This window comes from Microbacterium sp. T32 (genome assembly GCF_001619615.1).
In the GTDB taxonomy this organism is placed as follows: Bacteria; Actinomycetota; Actinomycetes; order Actinomycetales; family Microbacteriaceae; genus Microbacterium.
Window position 1 is genome coordinate 49,195 of sequence record NZ_LQQP01000008.1, and the last position, 14,226, is coordinate 63,420.

The window sequence follows — 14,226 nt, forward strand, 5'->3', positions numbered from 1 at the left end:
CCCCCGCGTGGGGTCGCGTCAGCGCGTGGTCTCGCGCGCGATCGCGGCGATGAACGCGTCGATGTCGGACTCGGTCGTGTCGAACGAGCACATCCAGCGCACTTCGCGGCGCGCCTCATGCCAGTCGTAGAAGCGGAAGCTCTCGCGGAGGCGCTCGGCCACCCCCTCGGGCAGGATCGCGAAGACGCCGTTCGCCTGCGTCGGCTGCGTGAACTCGACGCCGCGGATCGAGCCGTCCGCGAGCCCCGCCTCGACACCCGCACGCAGCCGCTGCGCCATGGCGTTGGAGTGCCGCGCGTTGCGCAGCCACAGGTCGTTCTCGAGCAGGGCGACCAGCTGCGCCGACACGAAGCGCATCTTGCTCGAGAGCTGCATGTCGAGCTTGCGCAGGTAGGTGAGACCCGTGGATGCCGCGGGGTCGAGCACGACGATCGCCTCGCCGATCATGGCCCCGTTCTTCGTGCCGCCGAAGCTCAGCACGTCGACCCCGGCGTCGCGGGTGAAGGCCCGGAGCGGGAGGTCGAGCGCCGCGGCGGCGTTCGAGATGCGCGCGCCGTCCATGTGCAGCCGCATGCCGCGCGCGTGCGCGTGGTCGGCGAGGGCGCGGATCTCGTCGGGCGTGTACAGGGTGCCGAGCTCGGTCGACTGCGTGATCGAGACGACGAGCGGCTGCGCGCGGTGCTCGTCGCCCCAGCCCCAGGCCTCGCGGTCGACGAGATCGGGCGTCAGCTTGCCGTCGTCGGTCGGGACGGTGAGCAGCTTGATGCCGCCGACGCGCTCGGGCGCTCCGCCCTCGTCGACATTGATGTGAGCCGTGGATGCCGAGATCACGGCGCCCCAGCGGGGGAGCATCGACTGCAGACCGACGACGTTCGCGCCCGTGCCGTTGAACACGGGGAACGCCTCGACGCCGTCGCCGAGAAGGTCCGCGAACAGCTCCTGCAGACGCGAGGTGTAGACGTCCTCGCCGTAGGCGACCTGGTGCCCCTCGTTGGCCGAGGCGATGGCGGCCAGGACCTCGGGGTGGATGCCGGAGTAGTTGTCGGACGCGAAGCCGCGGACCGCGGTGTCATGCAGGGGGGTCACCCCTCCAGCGTAGTCATCGCGCGTGCCGCGGATGCCGGGGCCCTGGCCGATGTCGGAGGGGGTGGCTAACGTGTGGCGCATGACCGAGACACCCCCGCCCGCTCCCGTCGTCGCGGGCGGTGCCGCCGACCGGCGGGCCTTCGTCGGCGTTCTCGTGAACACGGCGGCGGCCAACGTCACGACGAGCTACCTGTGGTTCGCGCTGACCTTCTGGGTGTACCTGGAGACGCGGTCCGTGCTGGCGACGGGCATCATCGGCGGCGCCTACATGCTTCTGCTGGCAGTGTTCGCGATGCTCTTCGGAACGATCGTCGACCGGCACCGCAAACACCGCGTCATGGTGGTGTCGGGCATCGTCACGCTCGTGGCCTTCCTCGTCGCCGGAGCGCTGTGGCTCGCGTTCCCCGAGCGTGCGCTGCTCGACCTCGGCGGCCCGTGGTTCTGGATCTTCTCCGGGGTGGTGCTCGGCGGCGCCGTCATCGAGAACATGCGCAACATCGCGCTGTCGACGACCGTGACCCTCCTCGTCCCCGAGGATCGTCGGGCCAACGCGAACGGTCTCGTCGGGACGGTGCAGGGGCTGTCGTTCGTGGTCACGAGCGTGTTCAGCGGGCTGTCCGTCGGGCAGCTCGGCATGGGGTGGACGCTGGCGATCGCGATCGTCCTCACCCTGGCGGCGCTCCTCCACCTGCTCACGATCCGCATCCCCGAGGAGCGCCCCGCACGCACGGGCGAGCGCGCTCCGGCCGTCGACGTGCGCGGCGCGGTCCGGGCCGTCCGGGCGTCGCCCGGGCTGTTCGCGCTGCTGATCTTCTCCACCTTCAACAACCTCATCGGGGGCGTCTACCTCGCTCTCATGGACCCCTACGGTCTCCAGCTCTTCACCGTCGAGGGGTGGGGCCTGGTGCTGGGGGTCACGGCGACCGGGTTCATCATCGGCGGTGCCCTCGTGGCCCGATTCGGACTCGGGCGCAACCCGATCCGCACCATGCTGCTCATCGTGATCGGCATGGGCGTGCTGGGTGCCGTCTTCACCCTCCGTGACTGGTGGTGGCTGTACGTCGCCGGGATCTGGGTGTACATGGCGCTCATCCCCGCGGTCGAGGCGGCCGAGCAGACGGTGATCCAGAAGGTCGTCCCCTTCGAGACGCAGGGACGCGTCTTCGGTTTCGCCGCCGCGTTCGAGTCGGCGTCGGCTCCGATCACCGCGTTCCTCATCGCCCCGATCGCGGAGTTCGCGATCATCCCCTACATGGACGGCGGCGAGGGCAGAGCGACCTGGGGGTGGCTGCTCGGTGACGGCATCGGGCGCGGCATCGCGCTCGTCTTCGTCGTCGCGGGTCTGGTGATGGTCGTGGTGGGCGCGGCCGCGTTCCTCACGCGCTCGTACCGGGTGCTGTCGCGGCAGTACCAGGAGGCGCCGTCCGACGACGCGTCCGCCCCGCCCGACGCTCCCGGCCCGGAGGACGAAGCGTCCTCGCTCGCCGCGCGCGCCGGAGGGGTCCCGGATACCGAAGCCCCGGCGCCGCGAAGCGGGCGGACACCTCCGCGGGCCGGCTGATCCGCACCGACCGCGGCGTCAGCCGGCCGCGAGCTCGATGGTCACGTCGTTGATGTCCTCCGCCGGGTCGTCCCACAGGCCGAGGTACGCGAGCGCGAGAGCGTCCTCGAGGCCGGCGAGACTCTTCACCCGGAACACCACGGCCGCCGCGGACGGGTCGCGGCCGGCATCGCGGGCCGCCTTCGCGAAGCCCTGGGCGACCGCGCGGGTCCACGCTTCGCTGGCGGCCTTGACTGCGGCGTAGTTCGCCCCGCCCGCGAGGGGGCGCGCGACCGAGGTGGACGACACGATCGCGAGGCGACCGGCATCCGAGGTCCTCAGATCCTCGTCGAACGAGCGCGTGACGTTCCGCAGCGCCGTGAAGGACCTCAGCAGGAACGCGAAGTCCTCGTCGCTCTGCCCCGCGAGCCCGCCGCCGCCGCGCCACCCTCCGACGAGGTGCAGGATGCCGTCGACCCCGCCGTGCGCGGCGTGCACGCGGTCGCGCAGGGCGTCCACGGCATCCGGGTCGGTGAGATCGCACTGCTCGGTCGCGACGCCGTCGATCTCCTCGGCGACGGAGGCCAGCCGCCCAGCGTCCGAGCCGACGACGACGACGGTCGCGCCCGCGTCGCGAAGGACCCGCGCCGCGCTGCGACCCGCCGCGCTCGTGCCCCCGGCGAGCAGTATCGTCCGGCCTTCGACGCCCGTGTCCATGCCGCCTCCTCCGTGGTTCGGTTCGACCGACGGTGGTCGCCGAGCGACGAACCGTCGTGCGGACATCGTGTCCGACACGCCGCCCCGACCGCCACCCCCAGGGCGTGTCGACCGCCGACTCCGCGCGACGGCCCGCCCGAGCCAGACCGCGACCGAGCCGGCCGCCCGCTCAGTCGCGGCCGGTGATGCCCTCGGTCGAGGCGATCACGGGGCGCATCTTCTTCTCCAGCGCCTCGAAGAACATCGACAGCGGGAACTCGTCGTCCAGCACCGCGTCGGTGTACCCCTTGGGGAGGCCGGCCAGGACGTCGTCCGACAGTCCACGCGCCCACACCGACGCGGGGTGCGGCGTGACCACCGAGCGGACCAGGTCGTACGCGGCCAGCCAGTGCGCCGTCTTCGGGCGGTCGATCGAGCGCCAGTACAGCTCGTCGATCGCGTCGGCGAGGGCCACGACCGCCGCGGGCACCTCGTCCCAGTCGAACGCGAGCGACGTGTCGGTCCAGTGCAGCACGCGGCGCTGGTGCAGCCACGCGAAGAGCAGCTGTCCGCCGAGGCCGTCGTAGTTGCGCACGCGCGAGCCGGTGATGGCGAAGCGGAAGATGCGGTCGAAGATCACGGCGTACTGCACGAGCTCGGCGTGCTCGAGCATCGCCTGCTCCGCGGCATCCAGGTCGTCCCGCGCCGACAGGCGCTGCTGGATCTCGACGCACTCGCGGAACGCGGTGAGGTCGCAGCGCAGCTCCTCGAGCGAGTAGAGGAAGAACGGCATCCGCTGCTTGATCATGAACGGGTCGAACGGCAGGTCGCCGCGCATGTGCGTGCGGTCGTGGATGATGTCCCACATCACGAAGGTCTGCTCGGTGAGCGCCTGGTCGTCGAGCATCCGGGCGGCGGCGTCCGGCAGCTCGAGCTTCGTGATCTCGGCGGCCGCGCGCGTCACGCGACGGTAACGCGCGGCCTCGCGGTCCTGGAAGATCGCGCCCCACGTGAACGTCGGAACCTCGCGCATCGCGACGGTCTCGGGGAAGAGCACCGCCGAGTTCGTGTCGTACCCGGGCGTGAAGTCGACCAGGCGCAACGAGACGAACAGGCGGTTGGTGTACTCGGTCTCGAGGCGCGCGATGAACTCGGGCCAGATGACCTCGACGAGCACGGCCTCGACGTGCCGCTCGCGCGACCCGTTCTGCGTGTACATCGGGAAGACGACGAGGTGACGGATGCCGTCGACCCGGTGCTCCTGCGGCTGGAAGGCCACGAGCGAGTCGAGGAAGTCGGGCACGCCGAAGCCGCCGTCGCGCCACCGCTCGAAGTCGACGACGGACGCGCGGAGGTAGGCGTCGTCGTGCGGGAAGAGGGGGGTGAGCGCGGCGATCGCGTCGATGATGTCGGCGACGAGGGCGGCGGCGCGCGGGTGGTCCGACGCCTCGGGGACGGAGCCGTCGGCGGCCTGCAGCGACTGCAGTTCGATCGCGGCATCCTTCAGCAGAGCCCAGGCCGGGGTGTTCTCGACCGTGGCCGCGGTGTGCCCGTCGAGCAGATCACGCGTGGAACGCGCGGGCGTTGCGAGGGACATGGTGGCCTCCGATCGAGAATGCGGGAAATATTCCTGTTAAACATCGATGCTAACGGAAAACTTACGAACGACGCGAGAGGGTGTGCGGCGGTCACTGGTACTGTCGGCGCATGTCCGAGGGTTCCGTCCGCCGCGTGCGTCTGGATGACGCCGTCGATGCCGCCATCGTGCGCGAGATCTCGCTCGACGCGCGCGCGACCCTCGCGCACCTGTCGGAGAAGGTCGGGCTGTCCGTCTCGGCCGTGCAGTCGCGGCTGCGCCGACTGGAGTCGCGCGGAATCGTCCGCGGCTACCGTCCGGTGCTCGACGCGGAGGCGCTCGGGCGGCCCCTCGCGGCGTTCGTCGAGATCACGCCGCTCGACCCTGCGCAGCCCGACAACGCCCCCGAGCTGCTCGCACACCTGAGCGCGATCGAGGCGTGCCACTCCGTCGCCGGGGATGCCGCGTACATGCTGTTCGTGCGCGTCCCGACGCCGCGCGATCTCGAGACGCTCATCCGCGACATCCGCGCCGCCGCACAGGTCAACACCCGCACGACGATCGTGCTGCAGACCTTCTTCGAGGCCCGCCCCATCGAGCCGGCCGACTACCCCGGCTGACGCGCCTGGGATACATCCCCCGGTGGATGCCGGGCGCCCGGCGTTCCGCGTAGCGTGACAGGGATGCGCATCGCCCTGCGTCCCCTGCTCCGGTATCAGCTGGTCGTCGACCTCGTCGCGGCCGGTCTCTTCGGGCTGCTCTCCTTCGTCATCGAGCTCGAGCCGGGGGAGGTGCTCGCCAACCTCGGTGCGGTCGTCGTCGTCGCGCTGTTCTCGGCCGCGTTCGCCTTCCGCCGTCTGCACCCGGGGCTGGCGCTGCTGCTGGCGTGGGTGGCGGCGGTCGCGCAGATGTCTTTCCAGCGTGACCCGGGCGTGGTCGACGTCGCGACGTACGTCGTCCTCTACACCGCCGCGGCCTACGGAAGTCGCCGCGTGTATTGGGCCGGGTTGGCTTCGACTCTCCTCGGGGCGGCCATCGTGACGGGCTACCTCATGATCCGGGCGGGACGAGACGTGTTCGCCCCCACCCTCGACACCCTCGCGATATTCCTCGTCTGTGGTTTCGCCTTCCTGGTCGCGTGGGGTTCCGGCGCTCTCGCCCGTACGAGTCGCCGGGCGGCGGAGAACGCCATGGCGCAGCGCGCGGCCGAGGAGGCGACGATCGCGGAGCAGGAACGGGTGCGCATCGCCCGCGACATGCACGACGTGGTCGCGCACTCGCTCGCGGTGGTGATCGCCCAGGCCGACGGCGCCCGCTACGCCGCCGCCCAGAACCCGGCCGCCGCGACCGACGCGCTGTCGACGATCTCGACCACCGCGCGGGCGGCCCTCTCCGACGTTCGCCTCCTGCTGCAGCAGCTGCGGCACAGTCAGGCGGATGGGCCGCAGCCGACCCTCGCCGACATCGAGTCGCTGTACGCCCAGGTCCGGGCGGCCGGGGTCGAGCTGGAGACGACGGTCGACTCCGCCCCCGACGCGGAACCGCCCGCATCCGTCCAGCTCGCTCTCTACCGCATCCTGCAGGAGGCGCTCACGAACGCTCTTCGCCACGGTGCCGACCGGCGCGTGGCGGTGCGCTTCGCGTGGCATCGGGATCGGGTCGACCTCACCGTGCGCAACCGCCTCGGCGACACCCCTCCGTCGTCGTCCCCGGGACACGGCGTGATCGGGATGCGCGAGCGCGCGCAACTCGCCGGCGGGACGTTGTCGGCGCAGCCCGAGTCCCGCGACTTCGTCGTGCGCGCGACCCTGCCGATCGGCGCCCCCGCGTGACCCGACCGAAGTTCACGCGGCAGAGTGGATGCCGACCCGCCCCCGCCCCTCGGAAGGACCCGCAGCGATGACTCCGCCGATCCGCGTCGTGCTCGTCGACGACCAGGCGCTTTTCCGCGCCGGCATCCGGATGGTGCTGGATTCGCAGCCCGACCTGGAGGTGGTCGGCGAGGCCTCCGACGGGCGCGAGGGCATCGACGTCGTGCGTGCGACGCGCCCCGACATCGTGCTGATGGACGTACGGATGCCGGTCATGGACGGTCTCACGGCCACGGCGGAGATCCTCCGCGAGCCCGATGCTCCGCGCGTCGTCGTGTTGACGACGTTCGACCTCGATGAGGCCGCGGCCCGCGCCATCCAGCACGGCGCGAGCGGGTTCCTGCTCAAGGACTCCGATCCCGAGTTCCTGCTGTCTGCGGTTCGGACGGTGCACGCCGGGTCGGCCGTGATCGCCGCGCAGGCCACCCGCGATCTGTTCGCGCACATCGCGCAGGGCGGCGCGACCGAGCCGCTGCCCGCGAGCTACAGCGCTCTGACCGATCGCGAGCGCGAGATCTTCGCCCTCGCGGCGGCGGGGCTCAGCAACGCCGAGATCGCCGCGCGGGAGTTCCTGTCGGAGGCGACCGTGAAGACGCACGTGAGTCGCATCCTGACCAAGCTCGCCCTCCGCGACCGCGTGCAGCTCGTCGTCTTCGCGTACCGCCACGGGCTGGTCTGAGCGCCCGGGTTCCGCGGCATAACCTCAGTGATCGGCCGCGGGTCGGTGGCATCCGGGCGAATCCGGCTGAGGTTGTGCGGATCGCGGAGCGTGCGCCGCGCGCGCGGCGCGGGAGTGACGCCGGCGCAACCTCAGCGATCGGCCGCGGGTTAGTGGCATCCGGGCCAATCCGGCTGAGGGTGTGCGGATCGCGGAGCGTGCGCCGCCGCGGCTCAGCCCTCTGTGAGTTCCGGGTCGTGCGCCCACGTCGGGGCGAGGGCGCGGATCCGCGCGGCGCGCCACTGCCACATCGCCCAGAGACCGGGCCACAGGGCGGGGGCGGCTGCGCCGCCGATCGTCAAACGTTCGCGCCACAGCGTCCGGTTCAGGTCGCCGGGCGCGGCCGAGACCGCCATCTGGTGGTCCCAGACGTCGAGCGCCGCGAGCGGCCCCGTCAGGGGGACGCCCCAGTCGCGGAAGACCCGGACCCGGCCGTTGCCGTCGGAAGTCTCGCGGTCCGCGACCGAGATCAGCTGACGGCCCACGGGGAACACCCCCACCGCGCGCATCTGCACGGGGATGTCGTCGCCCGACGAGAACGACGTCGGAGCCTCTTCGAGCGTCTCGACGGCCAGCAGCCGTCCGTACAGTTCCGCGACCGCGCGCGGGGAGTGCAGGGCTCGCCAGGCGGCATCCGGATCGCAGTCGATCTCGAACTTCAGCAGAATGCGCATGCTCGCATCGTGCCACCTCCGGCCGGAAACGACGTCGGCTTGACGGACCGGTCCGGAGAAGCCGCTCGTCGTAGGCTCGAGGGATGCCGAACACCCCCGAAGCGCTCGCCCAGGCGAACTACCAGGTGCGTCTCGAGTGGGGCGAGGGCGGGCTCGCGCGCCTCGCTCCCGCACACGTCGTGATCGTCGTGCAGACGCTCGGCCTGACCGCCCGCGCGCTCGCCGCCACCGAGAGCGGCGAGGCCCTCCCCGTGGAGGACGACGCCGCGGATCGACTGGCGCTCGCCGGGGCGGCAACCGGTGCGCACGTCGTGGTCGCGGGGATCCGCAACGCCGCCGCCGTCGCCGCTCACGTGCTCGACGTGCAGCGTTCGCGCGGCGACCGCACGAGCATCGCTGTCCTCGCGGTGGGCGACGCCGACGCGGGCGGCCCGCGCTTCGCCGTCGAGGATCTGCTCGGCGCGGGTGCCGTCGTGGCCGCGCTCGGCGACCTCGGCATCGATCACGCGTCGCCCGACGCCGCCGTCGCGGGCGAGGGGTTCCGCGCGCTGCGGGGAGCGGTGCGGCACCTGCTCACCGCAAGCGGCACCGGGCGTTCGCGCTCCGACGCGGGTGAGCGCGACCTCGTGCTGGCCGCGGCCGCGCGGGATGCGGCATCCGTCGTCCCGGTGCTCAGGAGCGGCGTCTTCACCGCGGTGTGAGACGTCCGCTCAGCGCGGCGTGGCCGCGGCGAGCCGGGTCGCGGGGCTGATCTCGCGGTGCACCCACGTCAGCGCGAAGCGCGGGTCGAAGGAGGGCGCGCACTTCGCGCACGATGTCGGCCGCGTCGCACGGCGGTGCCGGTAGGCGACGTGGCCGGCCGGGCACGTGCCCACCCACGGCGCCAGCTCGTTCGCGGTCTCACCGGCGTGCGTCGTTCCGCCGACGTACCCGAGGTCGCGGGCCGCGCGCTTCCACGTCGGCCCGTGCCCTGCGGCGGCGCCGGCCAGCGCGTGCGCGACCTCGTGCAGCAGGGTCTGGTGGTTGGTGTCGTCGTCGTAGCGCGCGGCGAGGTAGCGCGAGACGCTGATGCGGCGGCGGCCGTAGTCGCAGAGCCCGGCGCGGCGCTTGGCGTTGTCGAAGGCGAACGACCACGACTCGTCGAGATGCAGGGCGATCAATGCCTCTGCCCAGACGCGCACACGCTGCAGATCGGACATGACGGAAATCGTAGAGAGGGGCTCCGACGTCAGCTCGCCACGACCGCGCGAGCCCGCCGGCGCTCGGCGGCGTCGATCGCGAGGAGCGTCGACTCGAGTTCGGCGTCGCTGGCCCCCGCGTTCTGCCGGAGGAACAGTGCGCGCTTGAAGTCGCGGCGGGCGGCCTCGAAGTCGCCCTCGTCGTAGTGCACCTTGCCGCGGTGCTGCAGGGCGAACGCGGCGATACCCGACCACCCCTGCCCCTCGGCCTCTTCCGCGCAGGTCGTCAGCTCCTGCTCGGCGGCGGCGAACGCGCCGCGGCACTGCTGGATCGTGGCGTGCAGGATGCGGGCGCGCAGCAGGTCGCGCCGGGTGCCGGCCATACGGGCGACGCGCACCGATTGCTCCGAGATCGTCAGGGCCTCGTCGAAGCGATCGAGCACCTTCAGCAGCCAGGTGCGCTCGAGAAGGGCCGGAAGACTGCGCTGCGAACCGATCTCCTCGAGCCGCTCCGCGCACTCGCGAGAGTCGGTGATCTCGCGCAATGTGTCGGGGTCGTACCCGTGGATATAGCTCACCGTCGCTCCTCTCGAATGGCCGATGCTTCCAGTCTGCGGTGCCCGCGCCCGATGGTCCGCCTCGCCACACCGGCGGGTCGCGAACCCGCGCGGGCGAGCACCTCGGCGTCCGTCGTCAGCGATCGAAGATGGATGCCGAGGGCTTGGGCGACGGCGTCGCATCGGCATCCGTCGCCGGACGTGCGTCGCGGATGAACTCGTCGATCTCGGCTCCCTGCGCAACCTTCGCGGGGTGGGGACCCGCGGCCATGAGGCGTGGCAACCACTCGACCGGGAGGGGTGCCGCGGAGGCCGCGACGACGAGGTTGCCGAACCGGCGGCCCTTCAGCACCTGCACCTCCGCGAGCACGATGACCTCGGGGAGCACCTCGCGCACCGTCGCGACCTGACGCCGCGCGAACGCCAACCCGGGGCCGTCCGAGACGTTGACGAGCAGCACGCCGTCGGGCGCGAGGAGTGCCGCGGCCTCGCGGTAGAACTCGACGGTGGTGAGGTGTGCGGGCGTCTGCGCGCCGGAGTACACGTCGCTCACGAGCAGATCGACGGCGCCGTGCAGACCCGCGGGCAGTCGGCCGAGGCCCGCGCGGGCGTCGCCGATGCGGACGCGGATCGCCGCCCCGCGGGGGAGCGGGAGGTTCTCGCGCACGAGGTCCCACAGCGCCGGTTCCAGCTCGATGACCTGCTGGCGGGATCCCGGCCGCGTGGCTTCGACGTAGCGGGGGAGCGTCAGCGCGCCGGCGCCGAGGTGGACCGCGGTCAGCGGCTGTCCCGGCATCCGGAGTCGGTCGATGACCGCGCCCATGCGCGCGACGTACTCGAAGTGCAGGTGCGTCGGGTCGTCGAGGTCGACGTGCGACTGCGGGGTGCCGTCGACGACGAGTTCCGACCCCGACACGTAGGTGGACGCGGTCACCCGCGCGATCGCCCCGTCGGACAGCCGCGCCGTCGGCGCATCGTCCGGTTCCACCCGCATGCGTGCCATGTGTCCACGCTAGCCCGGCAGCCGCGGGCGCGTGAGGGGTCAAGAATTGTCGCTTCGAGGGGGTCCGAAGCGACAGATCTTGACCCCTCACGCGCCCGCGCGGAGGGGGATGGGAGTGGATGCCACCGAGCCGGGGGTCACCAGGGAGACGGTGTTCTCGGGGAGTGGGGTCCAGCCGTCCAGGGGGATCCCGGTCGTGGCGACCAGGCGCGCGCCGGAGGCGGTGCGGCGGGTGAAGAGGACGTTGTAGCCGTCGCCGTGACCCGGCGGGAGGTTCGCGAGGTCGAGCCCGCGCGCGGCGAACGCGGCCAGCGGGGCGGGGCGACCCGCCGAGGAGTGCACCGCGACCAGGGCGGTCGGGGTGAGCAGCAGCGCGTTGAGGCTCGCCTCGGGGTACGACGCGCGGACGTCGGCGACGGCATCCGCGATCCGGGCGGGGTCGATGGCGGTTCCGGGGGTCATCGCCCGGCGCAGACGGGCGAAATACAGCTCGCTGTCGTTGTTGCCGCGGAGCGTCGCACGTTCGTCGTCGGTGAGCGCGTCGCGCAGGCGGTCCGCGGGGGCGAGAGCGCCGTTGTGTCCGAAGATCTCGTCGCCGAACACGAAGGGCTGGGCCTCGCGCTCGCTGAGGTCGGTCCCGGCGCTGCCGAAGCGGAGGTAGAGCAGCGCGGCGGTCGTCGGCACGCGCACCGCCCGGGCGAGGGCGTCGCGCGTGGCCGGGCGCCCGGGCGCGACTCTCGCCGCGACTCCCCGTTCCGTGCGCCAGCCGGCGCCCCAGCCGTCGGCGTGCACGCGGGAGAGCGCGGCGAAGGATGCCAGGACGTCATCGCCCAGCGTGGCGGCGACGTTCGCCGGCTCCGGGCCGACGTAGGCGAGCATGCGGGACATGGCACCTCCGAGATGGACGATCACAGATTGGATCCACATGTAGTATGTTTGGATCCTACCCGGAGGTAACCCGTCCCCCATGAACCCGCCCCCCACCGCAGACGCCGCGACGGCCTCGGCATCCGCGCCCGCTGCGCCGTCAGTGGGCGGATCCGCGATCGACGTCGGTGCGGAGCGCGCGCGCACCGCCGGCTCGACCCTGACCAGCCACTTCAACGCCGCCGGCGCGGCCCTGCCGACGCACGCCGTCGTGGCCGCGGTGGTCGACCACCTGCGGCTCGAGGAGCAGAAGGGCGGATACGAGGCCGCGGCGGAACGCCGCGCCGACCTCGACGCCGTGTACGCCTCGGCGGCCGACCTCGTGGGCGCCGCCACGGCTGAGATCGCCCTCTTCGACAGCGCCTCGACGGGCCTCCGCATCCTCCTCGACGCCCTTCGACCGTCCACGGGCCAGCGCATCATCGCGTCCAGCAGCACGTACGTCAGCCACGCGCTGCACCTCATGAGCCTCGCGCGCGAACGCGGCATCGACCTCGTCATCGCGCCGTACGACGAGCACCGTCGTGTCGACGTCCCGGCGCTCGAGGCCCTGCTGTCCGACGGGGTACCGTCGATCGTGACGGTCGCCCACGTGCCCACCTCGTCGGGTCTCGTCGAACCGGCCGCCCAGATCGGGGCGGTCGTGCAGCGCTACGGAGGCACCTACATCCTGGATGCCACGCAGTCGGTCGGTCACCTGGCGGTCGACGTCCGCGAGATCGGGTGCGACGTCTTGGTCACGACGGGCCGCAAGTTCCTCCGCGCCCCGCGCGGCACGGGCTTCGCCTACGTGCGCGACACGCTGCTCGAGCGTCTGCTCCCCATCGCCCCCGACGTGCGCGGCGCCCACTGGACCTCGAGCGCGCACTGGGAGCTCGTCCCCTCGGCGCGACGCTACGAGACCTGGGAGGGCCCGCTCGCGGCGCGCCTCGGACTCGGCGTCGCCCTCGACGAGGCCGCCGCCCGTGGCATCCCCGAGACGGAAGAGTGGCTCGTCGAAACCGGTGCCCGCCTGCGGACGGCGCTCACCGAGATCGACGGCGTCACGGTCGCCGACCCGACGGGAAGCGCCTCCGCCCTCGTGACGTTCGTGATCGACGGCGTGGCCGCGGCCGACGCCGTCGTCCAGCTCGCACGCCGCGGCGTGCGGGTCGTGTCGGTGCCCGCGACCCACGGCCAGTGGGATCTCGGCGACCGCGGAGTGCCCGCCGTCGTCCGCGCGTCCGCCCACGTCTACAACGACGACTCCGACATCGCCGCCCTCGTCGACGGGGTGGCCGCGATCGCGACGGGAATCCTCCGGTGAGCGGGGTCGTGTCGGCCGACGTCGTCGTGCTGGGGCTCGGCATCCACGGAATGTCCACGGTCGCCGCGCTCGCGGGCCGCGGCGTCCGCGTGATCGGGGTCGACCGTTTCGCGCCGGGACACTCCCGCGGGTCCTCCCACGGTCGCACGCGCATGATCCGCCGGGCGTACCCGAACCCGGTGTGGAACGCGCTGGTGGAGAAGGCCTTCGACGCGTGGGAGGCGCTCGAGCGCGCCTCGGGCGAGAAGCTGCTGCACCGCACCGGCGGACTGTACGCGCACGAGGGGGCGTCGCAGCTGCAGGGCCCGGACTGCGTGCTGGTCGACGATCGCGCCGAGATGGCCGCGCTCATGCCGTCGTTCGCGGTGCCCGAAGGCTACCCCGCCGTCTACGACCCGTCCGCCGGGGTGCTCGAGGCCGATCGGTCGCTGATCGCCCTCCGCCGGCTCGCCGAGGCCGCGGGCGCGGACCTGCGCGACGGCGAGCGGGTGCTCGGCTGGGACACGGTCGCCGACGGCGTCGAGGTCCGTACCGACCGCGGGGTCGTCCGCGCGCACCGTCTCGTCGTCGCGGGTGGCTCGTGGGCCGGCACCCTTCTGCCGCAGCTGTCCGGCCTCCTCGAGGTGTGGCGCATCCTCACCGTCACGGTCCGCGCCGGTCAGCCCGCGGGGATCCCGTCGGCGCTCGGAGCGTTCTCGGTCGATCGCGCCGAGGGGCTCGTCTTCGGCATCCCGGATGCCGACGGCAACGGCGTCAAGCTCGGAGTGGATGCCGGAGAGGTCTGGGATCCCGAGACCCCCGTCGCGCCTCCGACGCCCGCCGAAGCCGATGCGCTGCGCTCCCTGCTGCACGCGTACGTCCCCGCGCTCGACACCGCGCCCGTCGAACTCGCCGCGTGCCTCTACACGATGACCGAGGACAAGCGCTTCGTCATCGGACCGCTCGCCGACGCTCCCGAGGTCATCGCCGTCTCGGCGTGTTCGGGGCACGGCTTCAAGTTCGGTCCCGCGATCGGCGACGCGGTCGCGGATCTCGCCACGGGGATCGAACGGCCCGATCTCGACTTCATCTCGACGGCCCGCCGGGGGATCTGA

15 protein-coding genes are annotated in these 14,226 nt (G+C 72.4%); 7 read left to right on the plus strand and 8 right to left on the minus strand.

The window, feature by feature from the left end; all coding sequences use genetic code 11:
• Nucleotides 1-18 precede the first annotated feature (18 nt).
• The gene (locus tag AVW09_RS04030) at nt 19-1,086 is read right to left on the minus strand and encodes a threonine aldolase family protein (RefSeq protein WP_063256849.1); all 1,068 of its coding nucleotides are present in this window, start codon (nt 1,084-1,086) and stop codon (nt 19-21) included.
• A 79-nt stretch (nt 1,087-1,165) separates the two neighbouring features.
• Between AVW09_RS04030 and AVW09_RS04035 the strand changes: the two genes are divergently transcribed.
• Entirely contained in the window at nt 1,166-2,647 is a 1,482-nt protein-coding gene (locus tag AVW09_RS04035; protein WP_063256792.1) for an MFS transporter, read from the plus strand.
• An 18-nt stretch (nt 2,648-2,665) separates the two neighbouring features.
• Here AVW09_RS04035 and AVW09_RS04040 read toward each other — a convergent pair whose 3' ends face one another.
• The gene (locus tag AVW09_RS04040; RefSeq protein ID WP_082822802.1) at nt 2,666-3,343 is read right to left on the minus strand and encodes an SDR family NAD(P)-dependent oxidoreductase; all 678 of its coding nucleotides are present in this window, start codon (nt 3,341-3,343) and stop codon (nt 2,666-2,668) included.
• 169 nt (nt 3,344-3,512) lie between these two features.
• Nucleotides 3,513-4,919 (minus strand): DUF6421 family protein, encoded by a 1,407-nt coding sequence (locus AVW09_RS04045; RefSeq protein WP_063256794.1) that lies wholly within the window; start codon nt 4,917-4,919, stop codon nt 3,513-3,515.
• Between the two features lie 140 nt (nt 4,920-5,059).
• Here AVW09_RS04045 and AVW09_RS04050 point away from each other — a divergent pair, with 140 nt between their 5' ends.
• The 3 genes from AVW09_RS04050 to AVW09_RS04060 all read left to right on the plus strand — a co-directional run bounded on the left by AVW09_RS04050 (nt 5,060) and on the right by AVW09_RS04060 (nt 7,448).
• Complete coding sequence (locus AVW09_RS04050) at nt 5,060-5,518, plus strand: Lrp/AsnC family transcriptional regulator (RefSeq protein ID WP_026095597.1); 459 nt, start codon at nt 5,060-5,062, stop codon at nt 5,516-5,518.
• A 63-nt stretch (nt 5,519-5,581) separates the two neighbouring features.
• Nucleotides 5,582-6,730 (plus strand): sensor histidine kinase, encoded by a 1,149-nt coding sequence (locus AVW09_RS04055; RefSeq protein ID WP_063256795.1) that lies wholly within the window; start codon nt 5,582-5,584, stop codon nt 6,728-6,730.
• A gap of 67 nt (nt 6,731-6,797) precedes the next feature.
• Entirely contained in the window at nt 6,798-7,448 is a 651-nt protein-coding gene (locus AVW09_RS04060) for a response regulator (protein WP_063256796.1), read from the plus strand.
• Nucleotides 7,449-7,660: 212 nt separating this feature from the next.
• On the opposite strand, the gene AVW09_RS04065 is transcribed toward AVW09_RS04060, so the two are convergent.
• Entirely contained in the window at nt 7,661-8,161 is a 501-nt protein-coding gene (locus AVW09_RS04065) for a hypothetical protein (protein ID WP_063256797.1), read from the minus strand.
• A gap of 83 nt (nt 8,162-8,244) precedes the next feature.
• Here AVW09_RS04065 and AVW09_RS04070 point away from each other — a divergent pair, with 83 nt between their 5' ends.
• A complete protein-coding gene (locus tag AVW09_RS04070) occupies nt 8,245-8,862 on the plus strand; it encodes a 2-phosphosulfolactate phosphatase (RefSeq protein ID WP_063256798.1) in 618 nt (205 codons plus the stop codon).
• Between the two features lie 9 nt (nt 8,863-8,871).
• Here the strand turns inward: AVW09_RS04070 and AVW09_RS04075 are convergent, their stop codons facing one another.
• The 4 genes from AVW09_RS04075 to AVW09_RS04090 form a co-directional block, all read right to left on the minus strand.
• Nucleotides 8,872-9,360, minus strand: a complete 489-nt coding sequence (locus AVW09_RS04075; protein ID WP_063256799.1) for a SprT-like domain-containing protein — start codon at nt 9,358-9,360, stop codon at nt 8,872-8,874.
• Between the two features lie 29 nt (nt 9,361-9,389).
• Nucleotides 9,390-9,917 (minus strand): hypothetical protein, encoded by a 528-nt coding sequence (locus AVW09_RS04080; RefSeq protein ID WP_063256800.1) that lies wholly within the window; start codon nt 9,915-9,917, stop codon nt 9,390-9,392.
• Nucleotides 9,918-10,032: 115 nt separating this feature from the next.
• Nucleotides 10,033-10,899: a spermidine synthase gene (locus tag AVW09_RS04085; protein WP_022879916.1), complete on the minus strand. Its 867-nt coding sequence runs from the start codon at nt 10,897-10,899 to the stop codon at nt 10,033-10,035.
• A gap of 87 nt (nt 10,900-10,986) precedes the next feature.
• Complete coding sequence (locus AVW09_RS04090; RefSeq protein WP_197462554.1) at nt 10,987-11,787, minus strand: class II glutamine amidotransferase; 801 nt, start codon at nt 11,785-11,787, stop codon at nt 10,987-10,989.
• 79 nt (nt 11,788-11,866) lie between these two features.
• On the opposite strand from AVW09_RS04090, the gene AVW09_RS04095 reads away from it, so the two are divergent.
• Nucleotides 11,867-13,132, plus strand: coding sequence for an aminotransferase class V-fold PLP-dependent enzyme (locus AVW09_RS04095; RefSeq protein WP_063256802.1), 1,266 nt, complete (start codon nt 11,867-11,869; stop codon nt 13,130-13,132).
• Nucleotides 13,129-14,226, plus strand: a complete 1,098-nt coding sequence (gene solA / locus AVW09_RS04100) for an N-methyl-L-tryptophan oxidase (protein WP_063256803.1) — start codon at nt 13,129-13,131, stop codon at nt 14,224-14,226. The genes AVW09_RS04095 and solA overlap by 4 nt, the downstream gene beginning before the upstream one ends.

Bases quoted from the DNA above. Each gene is read 5' to 3' on its own strand.
- AVW09_RS04035 (WP_063256792.1), top strand. From the start codon at position 1,166: ATGACCGAGACACCCCCGCCCGCTCCCGTCGTCGCGGGCGGTGCCGCC.
- AVW09_RS04040 (WP_082822802.1), bottom strand. From the start codon at position 3,343: ATGGACACGGGCGTCGAAGGCCGGACGATACTGCTCGCCGGGGGCACG.
- AVW09_RS04045 (WP_063256794.1), bottom strand. From the start codon at position 4,919: ATGTCCCTCGCAACGCCCGCGCGTTCCACGCGTGATCTGCTCGACGGG.
- AVW09_RS04055 (WP_063256795.1), top strand. From the start codon at position 5,582: ATGCGCATCGCCCTGCGTCCCCTGCTCCGGTATCAGCTGGTCGTCGAC.
- AVW09_RS04060 (WP_063256796.1), top strand. From the start codon at position 6,798: ATGACTCCGCCGATCCGCGTCGTGCTCGTCGACGACCAGGCGCTTTTC.
- AVW09_RS04065 (WP_063256797.1), bottom strand. From the start codon at position 8,161: ATGCGCATTCTGCTGAAGTTCGAGATCGACTGCGATCCGGATGCCGCC.
- AVW09_RS04070 (WP_063256798.1), top strand. From the start codon at position 8,245: ATGCCGAACACCCCCGAAGCGCTCGCCCAGGCGAACTACCAGGTGCGT.
- AVW09_RS04075 (WP_063256799.1), bottom strand. From the start codon at position 9,360: ATGTCCGATCTGCAGCGTGTGCGCGTCTGGGCAGAGGCATTGATCGCC.
- AVW09_RS04085 (WP_022879916.1), bottom strand. From the start codon at position 10,899: ATGGCACGCATGCGGGTGGAACCGGACGATGCGCCGACGGCGCGGCTG.
- AVW09_RS04090 (WP_197462554.1), bottom strand. From the start codon at position 11,787: ATGTCCCGCATGCTCGCCTACGTCGGCCCGGAGCCGGCGAACGTCGCC.
- AVW09_RS04095 (WP_063256802.1), top strand. From the start codon at position 11,867: ATGAACCCGCCCCCCACCGCAGACGCCGCGACGGCCTCGGCATCCGCG.